This is a genomic window from Holdemanella hominis, assembly GCF_014306155.1.
In the GTDB taxonomy this organism is placed as follows: Bacteria; Bacillota_I; Bacilli_A; order Erysipelotrichales; family Erysipelotrichaceae; genus Holdemanella; species Holdemanella hominis.
In genome coordinates this window covers 1-14,459 of record NZ_JACRWH010000057.1, presented here as the reverse complement: position 1 = coordinate 14,459, position 14,459 = coordinate 1, and the positions used below count along the sequence as shown (strand labels likewise).

The following is a 14,459-nucleotide window of genomic DNA, read 5'->3' as shown; positions in this document are numbered from 1 at the left end:
GTTCTTTTTTATTCATTTGTGTTTGGCGGTTCGGAGTTTCACGAGATGAATAACCAGAACCGCCAAGTTCCTCTTGATGATTATTCACCTCATGAAGCTCTTCAAGAGCTTGCCTTTCTACAAGCGTTCTAATTATAGCACTGCCTGTAATAATTTGTCACTTACCACCCATTTGCAAAAGAGGAGCTTCTTATAAAATAAATTAACCCATAATAGTTGATAATACGGCAAAACTTTGCGCATCAACTGTTGAAGTATTATTCGTACCATGGAAGTTAAATGTAACTGTATATTGTTGTGTTTCTTCATCTAAAGCACAACCAATGTCTGTTACATCCTCTTGTCCTAATCCTGCATTCGCAAGAGCTGCATCAATAGCTGCTTGTTGATTTTCATCAAAAGAAGTTGATTCTTTTTTTTCTTCTTTCTTTGTTTCAGTTTTCGTTTCTTCCTTCTTCTCTTCTACGGGTTCAGTTGTAGAAACAACTTCACTATTACTTCTTTTATAATTTCTTTCTTGTATAATACCATCTTTACCAATCTTATATTCATAAGATCCAGTAGTTGTATCAAAACTTACAGTATAGTATTTCTTTTCTTCTTGAATCGATACATTTGAACATTCTTTTTTAGTAGCATTCGCATCATCTCTTGCGACTTCTAAGATATCGTTTTGCGTGATTTCTAATTCACTATTTCCACATCCAGTTAGTAATAGAGTTGAAGCTAAAATAATAAAACTATTTCTTTTTCTTCTTTTTACCATTGTCTTCTCCTCCATAACCATATCCGTAGCCATATCCATAATTACTGTCACTTGCTGATTCTACTTTGTTTAATACAACACCCATAACGTGACCACCATTTCTTTCAACATCATTAATGGCTGCTTTAACTTTACGTTTATCTGATGTTTTAGAGTCAACTACATATAATACTCCATCACTCACGTTACATAATGGAATGGCATCACTAGCTACCGCTACTGGTGGACAGTCAATAATAATATATCCAAATTCTTGACGTGCTTGGTTTAAAAATTTAGCTAATCTTTTTGATCCTAATACTTCACTAGGATTTGGTACTCTATGACCTGCAGTAATGACTGATAAAGTATACCCACCATCATATTGTACGTTTTGTACTCCTTCATAAGATTGAATACTAGTACCTTCTCTAAATTCTGAAATAATATTTGTTAATCCTGAACGATTTGAAATCTGAAGTGTTTTATGAACTGAAGCATTTCTTAAATCACAGTCAATTAATAATACATTTTTATATTTAGCTGCCATAATACGAGCTAAATTACAAGCTACAGTACTCTTACCTTCATTAGGTATTGTACTTACTACGTTGATTACTTGAATCGCATCATCCATCTGACTAAATTCAATATTTGTACGTAATCCACGATAGATTTCATCCACATCAAATTGATTTCTTTTCTTTCTTGCCATTTCTATCTCCCAAAGAAACCAAATAGTTTCTTTTTCTTTTCAACCTCAATATTTAATATCTCTTTATTACTCAATAATAATTTTGGATTCCTATAAAATAAGATATCCGCATTATCAAACCCTATACGCTTACCTACAACCGTATACACATCACTCAATTGTTCGATTCTATTTCCTGTAGCTCTATGCGTATCAGTACAAATTACATCACAATATCCATTGTCTAATAATTCCAACGCATTCGATAGTATTTTCTTTCCATTTACCCCCAGAATCGAAGTACGATTCAATTGTAGAACACAACCCATATCAACCCAATGATCAATGATTGAATAATCAAGACCATCATGGAAATATCTTTCAATATGAGCAAGTACAGGAACAAAACCCTTCATCTTCAATTCATATAAACATTCATCTCTATAATCAATCGAATGAATATCACGAAGAACATTATATTCTACCAACATATAACGAGAACTATTTAAAGTAGGATATAAATCTAATTCTAATCCTTCAATGAATTCACTATTCATCATAACTTCCCCACCAAAATAGATAGGGATAGGACTCATCTTTCTTAATTCCAATTGACGAGTTACCATTTCATTATAGATATGAACATCTAATTGACCAGGAATAAAATGCGGTGTACTACAAATACCTACAATACCATCCTTTTTTGCATTCTCTAATGAACGAATGGCATCCTCAACACTTGGCATACCATCATCAATACCCCAAGCAATATGAGAATGCAAATCAATATACTTAGCCATTATAGTTCAGGAATCTCGCAGAACACTGGAATACCCAAATACTTTTCTGCCTCTTCCTTTGTACGCAAACGATTGTCCAATAAGAACTTCAATACAGCATAACCAACACCAACAAGTAAACCAACACCCCCGGCCATCATAGTATTCTTCTTAACATTAGGCCCACTAGGAACATAAGACAATTTAGCCTTATCAACTACCTCAATATTACGAACATTCAAATTCTTCTGCATTGTACGAATAAACGTACTTACTGTATCATTTACGATATCCTTAGATAATTTAGGATCTGTTGTCGTAGCTGAAATTGTAATAATCTCTGTATTTGACTCATTCGTTACACTAACAAACTTTTTAACACTAGAAGCACTATCCAAACCAACATCTTTGGCTACCTCAGACATAATGTTATTCTGCGTTAATAAATTCACCGCATTCGTAACCAACTTACTATTTGCCATCTGTGAATTATAATCCAAAGAACCACTCTCACTAATCTGTGGAGTTAAATAAATTGATGTACTAGCCGTATATGTTGGAGCAATCAATAATTTAGTTCCAAAGAAACCACAACAACAAGATAATAAACATAAAATAACAATCAATTTGAAATGTCTTAAAATCGAACGAAAAAGCTCTTTTAAATCAATACTTTCTTCGTCTAAAATATCATCTTTTTCTAATTTTGTATTCATAAAATTCCTTCCTATTAATCACCTATTAAATATTTTAATAAATTTTAAAATCAACACATTTTATTTTACCACAAAATAGATAATTTAATTATATTTGTGTTTACTAATAAAGATATATGCTATTTTTAATCTAGATTTAGAAAAATTCTATACAATATTGATTAATCATTTACTATTTTGCTTATCTAACTCAATATGATTACCGAATTTATTTTTATATTTTGTTTTATAAAAGATTCCAAATAAAAGCCCAATAAACACCCAACAAAAAGTTATTTCGATTTCCTGTTTTGTCATACTACATACTGTACCTGGAATCAAGTACATTACACTTAAAAATCCAGAAAATAATACTGCAATCCAACCAACAAATCGATAATGTTTTACTTTATACGGTCTTGCCAACTCAGGTTCATTTTTTCTAATTCTTAGAAATGACAAAGAAACAATACAATATGTTAAACAGCAAGCAAAACTGGCACAATTCGAAATCCAAACTAACATTTGTCTCCCGAAAAACAATGAAACTATTGATAAAATCCCAATAAATATTAATGCTATATATGGAGTTTGATATTTTTTATGTTTTTTAAAAAATACATGAGGAATCATATATGAACTAGCCATTGACTCTAGTGCTCTGCTTCCTCCAATTAAAAATGAATTCCAACTTGTGATGATGCCACATATACCACCAAAAATTAAAATTTTTGCCATAAGTTCACTGTGAAATAATTTTGCCATTGCATCCGCAGCAACAAGTCCTGTTGAATTAACAGATGATAAAATTTCTTTTGAATTCATTCCATATCCAATAGCAAAAACAATAAGTCCATAAAATGCTACTGCTAACGTGATTGATAATACAATTAATTTCCCTAACTTTTTCAATGGAATATTAATTTCTTCAGCTGCTTGAGGTATAACATCAAACCCAAACAAAAAGAAAGGGGCAACCATCGAAATCGATAAAATATTACTTATTATTTCTTTATTCCCATCGCCTACGAACAATTGACCTTTTAAATTCGATACATTCCCCCTAATTAGTGAACCCATAATTAGAGTAATACCAACTGCAGCTATAATGATTGTTAGTATTTTTTGTATGAAAGCAGCTGTTTTAACACCTTTAATATTTATATATGTTATCAATATACAAGAAACAATAGCTACAAATAACCATGTGGCATATACGTCAAATCCTTCAACAGTATATAAATATCCTTTTAAAAATCCTGGAAATATATATTGTATAATTGTTGGAAATGAGCAAGCTTCAAAGCAAACAACTCCGATATAACTTAAAATTATAGACCATGTACATATGAAAGAGCCTATCGTACCGAATGCACGGTGACTAAATACTTTTGCGCCTCCATTTTCAGGTAATGAAGTTGTCAACTCAGCATATACTAATCCAACAAAATAAATCATTATTCCGCCTATCAGAAATGCAATCATTGTACCTACTATGCCACATTGTTGAATCCAACCACCGGAGGAGATAACCCATCCCCATCCTATCATAGCTCCAAAAGCAACTACTATAACATCAGCTGTATTCAATTGTTTATTTTTGCTTATGCTTTTCATTCATTTCCCCCAATCCAAAAATTAGCACTATTCTATTTTTAATGATTCTAAATCATCATAATAAACAATAATATTTTCATTTTCGTTCCAAATTTCAACATTATTATTTATAAACCTTATTGCTTCACACATTTCTAAATAATTAGAAGTATTAAAGGTAATAACAGCTAAATATTGGTGCTTTTCTACTTTACTACCAACTCCTAATGTGGTTTCAACATTAATATTGTATTTATTATTTAATGTTTCAAAACCATCCCATTTTGTGATTGTACCACCTTTTTTACTCCATAAAATATATGAACATCCTACACTTTCTGGCAACTTTTCTTCAAACTTTGGTAAATCATTTGCAGTATGTTTAATTCCAACAGCAATGTCTAATAACCAACCATAACTGTTGAAATTACAAACATTCTTATGAACAAGTGCCATCATATCACCTGACATTCGATACCCCATCTCAATCACATAAAAATGACCATCTTCATCAAGCATCATCTCAATCCAAGCAATGCCTTCTTTACATCCAATATCTGAAAATACTTTTTTTATATTCTTATCTACTTCTTTTAAATATAAATCTAAATTATCTGTATATGTAGTCGTGATAGAATAGCAATTACTAGGATATCCATCTTTATGGTACATCTTTGCAAAATTTATTAAACTTGCTTTACCCTCGGCTAAAGCATACCATGCAGTATATTCATGACCTTTTAACATTCTTTCTATTACAACAGTATCACTATTTGAAACTAATTTCGCTTTTTTTATTGCACCACTTATTTCCTCAGAAGAGAAGCAATAAGACATACCACGATTAGCACTTTGATCTATTGCTTTTACAACAACAGGATATGTTATACTTTCTAATTCTTCTGCTGTAGGTTCTTCACTAAGATAATAATCTTTTGCAACAGGTACATTATTTTTTATACATGCATCTTTAAAATCACGTTTATCAATAGTATAATGCCATGATTCAGGCGTACAGTAACAAGGCAAATTTAATCGTTTAGTTAATTCCATTGTTGCAGAAATGTTGAAAGTACTTATTCCATTACAGATTCCATTAATATCTCTATCTTTACACATTGTTTCTAATGTATCAAAATCTGATGTACTTATCATCCAATATTCATCAGACACTAATTTTGCTCTAGAATCTTTTGGATCTAAATAGTCAGTAACGATAGTATGATAACCTCTTTGCTTTGCCTCTAATATTATCTCTTTGCTTCCCTTAGCAGTTCCTAACATTAATAGATTTTTCATATACTTTATTTTCCTCTCTCTAAGTTAGAGTAATACATAATCATATTGACTATATATTCCATATCTTGAATTGTATACCTTTGATCAACTGGAATGGGTAAAATATTTTTTGCCATATCATATTCCAGTTCATCTTCAGAACAAATATTAAACACAGCGGGCCAAAGTATTGGAATGAATATTTTTAATTTTTGCAATTTTTTTCGTATTTCGAAACCTTTCTCTAAATACAATGGATACATAAATGCTCCATTTGGAATATTTAATTTTAATTTATTAATAGATGCCAATTTCATATCTAAATAAGTGAAATTCTGTGTCCGCCTTTTTTTGATAACTTGATAATCTATTCCATGTAAAAGATTTTCCGTTAATTTTGACATGGTCTTTAGAGGTTCATTTTTAAATACACGATTGTTATCAACGTATTCTTGGTAAAATTCATCTGCATTTCTTTCAAATCTACCTAACAAGAAATTCATTCTCTTATAAGATTCGTCTCTTTCCTTAACTTCAATTAATTTATCAGTATACAAAATAGCCCCATCTGGAACACCAAAAAACTTACGACAAGTATATAATGTGTCAATATCGGTAATTGGTTCTTGAAAATATGCTTGTGCATTATCTACAATGATATTTTTACCCAAAGATTTTATATACTCATTAGACAATTGACCATAAAAATTTACAATATAAAGCCATCCATCATAATCTTTAATTTGTGGTTTAAAATCAAGTCCAATACTATAATAAACTACTTCTACACCATTTTCAGATAAGACTTTATCATTTGAATCACACATAAACTTTGGCATATTAATTTTTTTTATATTCTTTGCTTTAATAATATAGGCTAATGCATTTCTACCACAATTTAGTTTGATTCCGTCATCATGTACCATCTGGCCAGTATAAGTATCTAACTCTATATATCCGCCTATTTCATTCATTCTATCACCACTTTATATAATAAGTTTATATCATTTAGTATTTTATCCATTTCCAATTTATTATCAAATTTCATGAATATAATACCTAATGCTTTTGAAGCATTATCAAAATATTCGATTCTGTCACCTGGATTCTTATATATAAATTTTTTTACAATTTTATTCTCTAATTCATCCGAAAATTTTATTGTCTTATATACTCCATTTTCTTTAGTATGTAAGTTATGGGTTGCATAATAAGGAATACCTTTATGCACTTTGTTTTCTATAGTTTCACCCATTGCCGTTAATACAGCCATTTCGATAACATCAACGCCAAAGATAAGTCCCAATAAATCTGGTATCATGTTTCCCCCTGCTCTAGGTCCAACATCTATAGGCCACACTTTACCATATTTATCTACAACTAATTCAACATTGACGGAACCAAATTTTATTTTGAGTTTATCGATCATATTTTGTAAAGTTTTTTTAACTTTAATTATATCTTGTTCATCTAATAATAATGGATAACTCTTTCCTACTGGCACTAACGAATTAACATGTGAATCCCTATGACAATTTAGTAATCCCCATAGAATAACCTTACCATTATAAACAAAAATATCTCCTCCAATAAGGTACTTATGTTTTTTTTCAATAAACTCTTCAATAATAATTCGATGAGAACGCGAATAAGAAAAGGCAAAATTACATACTTTTTGTAAATCAGACCAATCTCTTAATACTGTAGCTCCTTTTGAGCCTGAAGAATCAACTGGTTTGACAATTACAGGTAAAGAAAATAATGATGTATCAACATCATTATTATTGTATCCTTTAGATACTGGAGCATTAAACCCATTTTCTTTTAAAAATTTTCTGAATTTATCTTTATTACATAAAGTTTGTACAGAAATATATGGATTAGTTGGTAATCCTAATTGTTCAGCAACATATGCTGCAGTTGGAGCTGCGGGATCTGAAGCATATGCTAGTACACCATCAATATTTTCTTTTATTGCCACATCAAGAACCGCTTCTTTATCAGTAGTACTTACCAAATAAAACTTATCCGCTTCATGCTGTCCTGGATTATCTGGAAGAAAATCACAAAGTACAGTATAAAATCCATGTTTTTTTGCTGTTTTAATAGCGATAATTTGTTGAGCTGATCCACCCAGTAATAAAATTTTTTTCATTTACTACTCTCCTAAAATAACATCACAAATTCTATCTACATCTTCTAGTGATAAATCAGCATATAAAGGAAGAGTCAATACTCTTAGTGCCATATGTTGCGCAATTGGCGTTTTTTTTGTTCCAGCGGTTGGATAATTACGATAACATTCAAAACTATTTGTTAATGGATAAAAATATTTTCTAGCACCAATTCCTACTGCAGCTAATTTTTCAAATACTTCATTTCTGGTATATTTATATCCATCAAATACAACTGGGAAATATGCATAATTACTTTCTACATCTTTTTGTATTGATGATAATTTAATACCTTCAACCCCTTCAAGTCTGCTTCTATATTTTTCAACAACTCTTTTTCTTTTTGCAATTTCATCATTTAAATGTCTTAAATTGCAAATACCCATGGCTGCTTGAAATTCATTCATTTTAGCATTTCCACCAACATATTGAACAGATTCTGGGCCATGAATACCAAAATTTTTCATATCATTTAAAAGTGTTACGAATTTATCATCTTTAAAACATACACAACCACCTTCAATAGTATTAAATACTTTAGTTGCATGAAAACTAAACATTGAAGCATCTCCAAAACAAGCAGCCGATACTCCCTTGTACTTAACCCCAAAAGCATGCGCAGCATCATAAATTACTTTTAGTCCATATTTTTTAGCAATACGATCTATTTCTTCAACATCACACATATTGCCATATACATGGACAGGAACAATTGCCACAGTTTTATCAGTAATTAATTGTTCTAACTTAACTGTATCAATAGTATAGTCATCTTCTTTAATATCACAAAATACAGGAACCAATCCATTTCTTACAATTGCATGGGTTGTTGATGCAAAAGTAAAAGGTGTAGTAATTACCTCTCCACCTGTTGGTAAATTTAATGATGCTATTGCATTTTCTAATGCTAAATGACCATTAGTATATAAAGCTACATGTGAAATACCTAAATACGCTTCTAACTCTTCTTGCAATTTCTTGTGCTTTACACCCATGTTTGTCAACCAATGACTCTCCCAAAGATCTTTGATTTCTTCACAATATTCTTCATATGAAGGCATTGAAGATCTTGTAACTAATATTTTTGTCATAATTTAACCTCACTCTCTTTTTAATATTATTTAATTTCTAATAAATAAAGACTTCAAAATTCCTAATAAATATTCAAACGAATCAAGATGAAATAATTTTGATTCAAATATATAGATAACTGCCCCTAAAGGAATCTGTATAGCTAATGTTAGAAATGTCGAAAAGTCAAATAAACTAATTATCGAAACAACCAATCCCATTACAAAAGCTATAATAATTGATGGAAATATATCTAACATTTGCTCTTTGAAACTATAACTCAGAAGTTCTTTATTGGGCCATGAATTAATTAACATGCTCGCTAAAGCACTTATCAATAAACTGTATGCCATAGCCATTACACCAAACCACATTGTTGAAATTAATAAAATAATACCAACAACTTTTTTTGCAATTTCTAATTTTAGAAACAAATCACTTCTACCCATTGCTTGTATGGCATTAAGATTAGCAGTATGAATTGGATAAAACATGTAAGTAATACAAAAAATTTGTAAAAAAGGAACGCATGGCAACCATTTTTCTGTTAAAATTAACCTTGTTAAAGGTTCTGCACAAAATAAAAGTCCCATCATTAACGGTGCCATTATATATGTACTAGTTTTTATAGCGCGTCGCGTCATATTTTTTACTCGTTCACAATTATCTTGCTCATTTGCTAATGTAGGTAAAAGAACACTTGATATAGAAGCATTTATATTATTTACAATCGCACTCGGAAATTTTTCCCCCTGATTGTAAAAAGCTAAATCAGAAGAAGAATACATCTTCCCAATAACAAGACTACGTATATTTGTATATACTGTATCCAGTAATGTAGAAGCCAATAATTTCCAACCAAATGAAAGTAAACCTTTTAAACGAGTCCAAGAAAACATTCTTTTTGGTCTCCATTTGACAGTAATCCACAATATTAATGTATCTATTATTGTATTTGACAGTTGTTGTGCTACTAAAGCCCAAATACCGCAACCTAAATATGCCAAAATAATACCAAAAAAAGCAGAAAAAATAGTTCCACCTATTGTTGCATAAAAAAAGCGTTTAAATAACATATTTCTCGATACATAAGACTGCTGTATACCTTTTACACCTGAAATAAGAATAGTTATGCTTATTACACGAATTACTGGCGTTAAAGAAATATCATTATAAAATTTTGCAATTAAAGGTGCTGCTATAAACATGCCTAAATAAAGTAAAATACATATAACTAAATTGAAGTAAAATACTGATGAAAAATCCAAGTCATCTGCATCTTTTTTTTGAATTAAAGCTGTGCCCAATCCACTGTCAACAAATACTTGTAAAATTACAGTGAAAACTGTTATTAACGCAACTTTACCATAATCTTCTGGAGATAAAATACGTGCTAAAAATACAGATACAATAAATGTAACTATTTGTGCACCACATCTTTCAGCAAACCGCCACATAAAATTTGAAAAAACTTTATTATTCATCTTCTATCCTCTTCTTTAAAATACAAAATATATTACCATTTCCTAATGAATATAATTTCAAACTAATTAACATTTGTTTTATAAATTGCTTTAAAAATTTTATTGGATATACTCGCATAATTAGGAGATTAAATGGTTTTCCTTTTTCTAAATTATTAAAAAACCATTCTCGACGAGGCGATATTAACGAAGGTTCTTTAAGTTGATGGTTGTTTTTTATAGCAAGTTCTACATTCACATCTTTTAAAATAATGTTTGAATTATCAAGTAAAAATTTGCCTTTTTCACTTTGACATAATACTAATGAAATACCTTTATCTATTTCAATTTTGTTTAATTCAGATCCCCAAGAATCCCCAAGAGTTATATCAGAGACACGATTAATATCTGCATATTTACATTCATAACAATTATCTGTATAAAATAATGAATTCAAAAAGCCAATTGTATAAGAATCCATTACATTATGTTTCTTAATTGATGAATATTTATTTAGAACTCCTTTTGACCTAAATTTAATATCACTAAAATCACTATAATTAAGTTTGTATTGATTTAAAAAAGTATTAAATAATTTCACTGAAGGAGTACCATGACATATTAAATCAATCGTAGTAATTAAATTATGATACTGAATAGGAATGTAATTTTTAAATGAGGCAACTTGACAAGGTAATCCGATAAATAGAACCTTTCTACCTTTTATAACTAAATTTTTACATTTTTTATAACAATAAATAGGATTACTTTTTATATAACGAGAACCAGCAATTTTAATTAAATCCTTCTCATTTTCAATAATATCGAAAACAAATCCTGAGGAATTAAATACACTAGCACATACAATTCCACCACTATCTAAAAATAGTCTCGCTACCGCAGATGCTATACCACCAGAAGCTCCATTCTTTCTTATATTTTCATCAATTGCCCATCCCTGCTTAATTAACAAAGGTTCTTTTTTTTCTCTTTTGTTGATCTCCTGACAAACATTTTTACAAGCATTACAATTTATACATTTATTTAAGTCTACTACCGCATTCAACGATTTCATATTATCTACAATATGAATTGCTTCTGACGGGCATACGTCAATGCATGCACTACACCCGGCACATTTATTAATATCACAAACCGTATTCATCTTTTACCCCAACGAAAGACTATCTCTTAAATATTCTTCTGATTTTTTTCTTTCTATTTCTACAGCATCATTAATTATTTCATAGTTAATTTTTGGTATTTTAATATCAGATTTCCATTTATTATCAATTACCTCATTTGCATTAATTCTATTTACCAAATCAAGCATTCTTGAATTTCCTTTATCATTTTTTTGAAATAAAATAACAGGTTTATTATAAATTATAGAAAATGATAATCCATGAAACGAATTGGTAACAATACATTCAGCATGACTAAGTAAATATAGAAACTCATTAGGAGAACAATTCCAATAATAATGATCCATCCCATTAAAAACATCTTCCCAAAAAGTATTAATGGATATAACTTTATAATCATATTTTTTAGCTAATTTTTTACCAAAATCAAAGATTTCTTTTTGTCTATTAAAAGCAAAAACTAAAATATATTTTTCTGTATGAAACTTTTTAGGCTTTTGTTCTAGTTTTTTCCAATCATCTTTACTAAGTAAGTAAACAGGATCCATAACTACACTAATGTTTTTACTTGTATTTAATAATTTCTTAGCTGTATTTTCTCTAACTGCAATATCATCAAAATTTGAAATACGTTGCAATAAATACTGTCTTTGAGTTTCACTTAGTTCATCCATTCCAAGACTAGCAGCATATGATATTTTTTTACCAGTTTTTACAAAATCAAAATAAAAAGCTCCATCTTTACCATTTGGCAAATTTAAATTCCAAATTTGATCACTTCCTGCAACAAAATAATCAGCACTTAAACTTGATTTTTCTAATTCCTCATATGTTTTAAATTCCTTTGTTAAAGGAACATGATTTCTTAAAAATTGCATAAATACTTTTTCAGATTTAATATTATCAGGTATACGAACTATATGTCTTACAAGTAATCTCAATTTATTTGTTTTACTTGTTGAACCTTTATAATACCATGGTCGATAGTTAATTACTTGAGTATCTACTCCATGGTTATTTAAATATGAACATAATGCATAACTTTGAAGCACTGCTCCATAATTATATGCATAATGACATGTTATAATCTTCCCATTCATACCAATGACCTTCTTTCCATCTAATTTGCATTTCCATTTTTAACTATATGAATACTTATCATTCTATATACATATAAAAACAATGCATAACATTTATATCTTATATTTCTTGAATAAGTATAAAAATCTTTAAAATCAATTTGTTTTGCCTTTAAGCCATGAATTAAACATCCTAGATACAATGTTTCTGCAACATGTACCCCTCTATCTTGATTATTAGCAAAAGATAATAAATTTAAATACCAATTTTCATCTGCAATAAAATCATATTTATAAGTTGCGCTATAACTTGTCCCAGACTTTTTAACATGTCTATAAGCCGACATATTCTCTTGAATACATTTAACTTTTCCATTAGTTACTAATGCAAAATATAAAAGCTTGTCGCCAGGACATAAATGCGTTTCTAAAATACTATAATCAAACAGATTTTCCTTATAATAATTTCGACACATAATAGTTGCAAATTGTCCAGGGTATATTCCTTTTAAAAAATGTCTTAAACTATATTCATCATCTTTGCAACATGGATATGATTCATTCAAAATATTGTTTTTTTCATCAACAACTATACAATTATGTGCAACCGCAATATAATCAGGATTATTTTCAAGAAAATCTATTTGTTTTTGAATTTTATTGTCAGAAATCCAAAAATCATCTCCTTCAAGAGTAATAATAAATTTTCCTTTAGCCCTTCTCCGTAAATCCGGGGCATTTTCTAATTTGTCATTACTTAAATTATGATCTCTATAAAATACTTTTATTTTTCCTGGATTAAGCCTTTCATAATCTTGTAAAACAAGTTTTGTATTATCCAGTGATTTATCTTCACCAACTAATACTTCAAAAGAATATTCTGTTTTTTGCGCAAGTACACTATCAATTGCTTTTTTAATGTATTTTTCATGGTTATACGTTGGTATAACAACACTCAACATAATTTCTTGTGATTTATTAATCATATTAATTTATACTCCTTAATTTATCATAAAAACATATGGATAAGTAAACCCACCATTTCGTATGATAAAATTTACTAACCAATAAAATATAACTATAATTCCTACTTGCAAATATCCATCATATTTATTTCCTAAAATCTTAAAACCTGTGTTTTTTGCCAATAAAGGCATGTACAAAACTAAAAAGATATCAAAATAATAACTAACTCTAATAATCCATGAAGAACCAAAAAACATTAATAATGAAAATAAAAAAGACATTATTAAATATATTTCCATTGAATATAAGTTCTTGCTTTCTTTTATTGATGATTTTCCACGCCAAATTATAAAAAATAAAATCAAACTCCAATATAAAAGTCTAACGTATCTTCCACCAACATCCTCATCTTCAAAATAATGAATATATCTTTCAAATGATAATAAACCGTATTTTGCAAAAATAGTAAAAATAAATCTATATCCAAAAACGATTAGCAAACCACCAGCTATAATTAAGAATGTAGCTGGTTTTCTAAAATTCTTTTTATTTATAAACCAATGTATTGGGTATAGAGCTATACCAACTATTCCTGTACTATGAAATGAATATGAAATAAGAATAGTTATTAAAAAAGAAATTAATTTTTTATTTAGGCTATGTCACAACAAACAGTTGATAAATAGCCATTTTTATAGGGGAGTATCAGAACTCCCCTACAAACTGTTATTTGCAGTTATCTATACTCATTTGGAATTTCGATATGAAGTGTCT

14 protein-coding genes are annotated in these 14,459 nt (G+C 29.2%); all 14 read right to left on the bottom strand.

Annotated features, from left to right (window positions below; all coding sequences use genetic code 11):
- Positions 1-202: 202 nt before the first annotated feature.
- Positions 203-766, bottom strand: a complete 564-nt coding sequence (locus H8911_RS10370) for a hypothetical protein (RefSeq protein WP_186999607.1) — start codon at positions 764-766, stop codon at positions 203-205.
- Positions 741-1,460 (bottom strand): CpsD/CapB family tyrosine-protein kinase, encoded by a 720-nt coding sequence (locus tag H8911_RS10365; RefSeq protein ID WP_186999606.1) that lies wholly within the window; start codon positions 1,458-1,460, stop codon positions 741-743. Before H8911_RS10365 ends, H8911_RS10370 begins: the two co-directional genes overlap by 26 nt.
- A gap of 2 nt (positions 1,461-1,462) precedes the next feature.
- Positions 1,463-2,239 carry a tyrosine-protein phosphatase gene (locus tag H8911_RS10360; protein ID WP_186999605.1) on the bottom strand — a complete coding sequence of 259 codons (777 nt, stop codon included), beginning with the start codon at positions 2,237-2,239 and terminating at the stop codon, positions 1,463-1,465.
- Entirely contained in the window at positions 2,239-2,934 is a 696-nt protein-coding gene (locus H8911_RS10355) for a YveK family protein (RefSeq protein ID WP_186999604.1), read from the bottom strand. Before H8911_RS10355 ends, H8911_RS10360 begins: the two co-directional genes overlap by 1 nt.
- Positions 2,935-3,099: 165 nt before the next feature.
- A complete protein-coding gene (locus H8911_RS10350; protein ID WP_186999603.1) occupies positions 3,100-4,530 on the bottom strand; it encodes an APC family permease in 1,431 nt (476 codons plus the stop codon).
- A 27-nt stretch (positions 4,531-4,557) separates the two neighbouring features.
- Positions 4,558-5,808 carry an ATP-grasp domain-containing protein gene (locus H8911_RS10345; RefSeq protein ID WP_186999602.1) on the bottom strand — a complete coding sequence of 417 codons (1,251 nt, stop codon included), beginning with the start codon at positions 5,806-5,808 and terminating at the stop codon, positions 4,558-4,560.
- A 5-nt stretch (positions 5,809-5,813) separates the two neighbouring features.
- On the bottom strand, positions 5,814-6,761 hold the full coding sequence (locus H8911_RS10340) for a hypothetical protein (protein ID WP_186999601.1): 948 nt from the start codon (positions 6,759-6,761) through the stop codon (positions 5,814-5,816).
- Complete coding sequence (locus H8911_RS10335) at positions 6,758-7,942, bottom strand: ATP-grasp domain-containing protein (protein ID WP_186999600.1); 1,185 nt, start codon at positions 7,940-7,942, stop codon at positions 6,758-6,760. Before H8911_RS10335 ends, H8911_RS10340 begins: the two co-directional genes overlap by 4 nt.
- Positions 7,943-7,945: 3 nt before the next feature.
- On the bottom strand, positions 7,946-9,052 hold the full coding sequence (locus tag H8911_RS10330; protein WP_186999599.1) for a DegT/DnrJ/EryC1/StrS family aminotransferase: 1,107 nt from the start codon (positions 9,050-9,052) through the stop codon (positions 7,946-7,948).
- Positions 9,053-9,082: 30 nt separating this feature from the next.
- Positions 9,083-10,516 (bottom strand): lipopolysaccharide biosynthesis protein, encoded by a 1,434-nt coding sequence (locus H8911_RS10325; protein ID WP_186999598.1) that lies wholly within the window; start codon positions 10,514-10,516, stop codon positions 9,083-9,085.
- Positions 10,509-11,660, bottom strand: a complete 1,152-nt coding sequence (locus tag H8911_RS10320; protein ID WP_186999597.1) for a Coenzyme F420 hydrogenase/dehydrogenase, beta subunit C-terminal domain — start codon at positions 11,658-11,660, stop codon at positions 10,509-10,511. The genes H8911_RS10325 and H8911_RS10320 overlap by 8 nt, the downstream gene beginning before the upstream one ends.
- A gap of 3 nt (positions 11,661-11,663) precedes the next feature.
- Entirely contained in the window at positions 11,664-12,740 is a 1,077-nt protein-coding gene (locus H8911_RS10315) for a polysaccharide pyruvyl transferase family protein (RefSeq protein ID WP_186999596.1), read from the bottom strand.
- Positions 12,741-12,760: 20 nt separating this feature from the next.
- Positions 12,761-13,705 carry a glycosyltransferase gene (locus H8911_RS10310; protein WP_186999595.1) on the bottom strand — a complete coding sequence of 315 codons (945 nt, stop codon included), beginning with the start codon at positions 13,703-13,705 and terminating at the stop codon, positions 12,761-12,763.
- A 15-nt stretch (positions 13,706-13,720) separates the two neighbouring features.
- On the bottom strand, positions 13,721-14,326 hold the full coding sequence (locus tag H8911_RS10305) for an EpsG family protein (RefSeq protein WP_439649329.1): 606 nt from the start codon (positions 14,324-14,326) through the stop codon (positions 13,721-13,723).
- Between the last annotated feature and the right edge of the window lie 133 nt (positions 14,327-14,459).

Coding starts and splice junctions, on each gene's coding strand:
- H8911_RS10370 (WP_186999607.1), bottom strand. CDS start 766: ATGGTAAAAAGAAGAAAAAGAAATAGTTTTATTATTTTAGCTTCAACT.
- H8911_RS10365 (WP_186999606.1), bottom strand. CDS start 1,460: ATGGCAAGAAAGAAAAGAAATCAATTTGATGTGGATGAAATCTATCGT.
- H8911_RS10360 (WP_186999605.1), bottom strand. CDS start 2,239: ATGGCTAAGTATATTGATTTGCATTCTCATATTGCTTGGGGTATTGAT.
- H8911_RS10355 (WP_186999604.1), bottom strand. CDS start 2,934: ATGAATACAAAATTAGAAAAAGATGATATTTTAGACGAAGAAAGTATT.
- H8911_RS10350 (WP_186999603.1), bottom strand. CDS start 4,530: ATGAAAAGCATAAGCAAAAATAAACAATTGAATACAGCTGATGTTATA.
- H8911_RS10345 (WP_186999602.1), bottom strand. CDS start 5,808: ATGAAAAATCTATTAATGTTAGGAACTGCTAAGGGAAGCAAAGAGATA.
- H8911_RS10340 (WP_186999601.1), bottom strand. CDS start 6,761: ATGAATGAAATAGGCGGATATATAGAGTTAGATACTTATACTGGCCAG.
- H8911_RS10335 (WP_186999600.1), bottom strand. CDS start 7,942: ATGAAAAAAATTTTATTACTGGGTGGATCAGCTCAACAAATTATCGCT.
- H8911_RS10330 (WP_186999599.1), bottom strand. CDS start 9,052: ATGACAAAAATATTAGTTACAAGATCTTCAATGCCTTCATATGAAGAA.
- H8911_RS10325 (WP_186999598.1), bottom strand. CDS start 10,516: ATGAATAATAAAGTTTTTTCAAATTTTATGTGGCGGTTTGCTGAAAGA.
- H8911_RS10320 (WP_186999597.1), bottom strand. CDS start 11,660: ATGAATACGGTTTGTGATATTAATAAATGTGCCGGGTGTAGTGCATGC.
- H8911_RS10315 (WP_186999596.1), bottom strand. CDS start 12,740: ATGAATGGGAAGATTATAACATGTCATTATGCATATAATTATGGAGCA.
- H8911_RS10310 (WP_186999595.1), bottom strand. CDS start 13,705: ATGATTAATAAATCACAAGAAATTATGTTGAGTGTTGTTATACCAACG.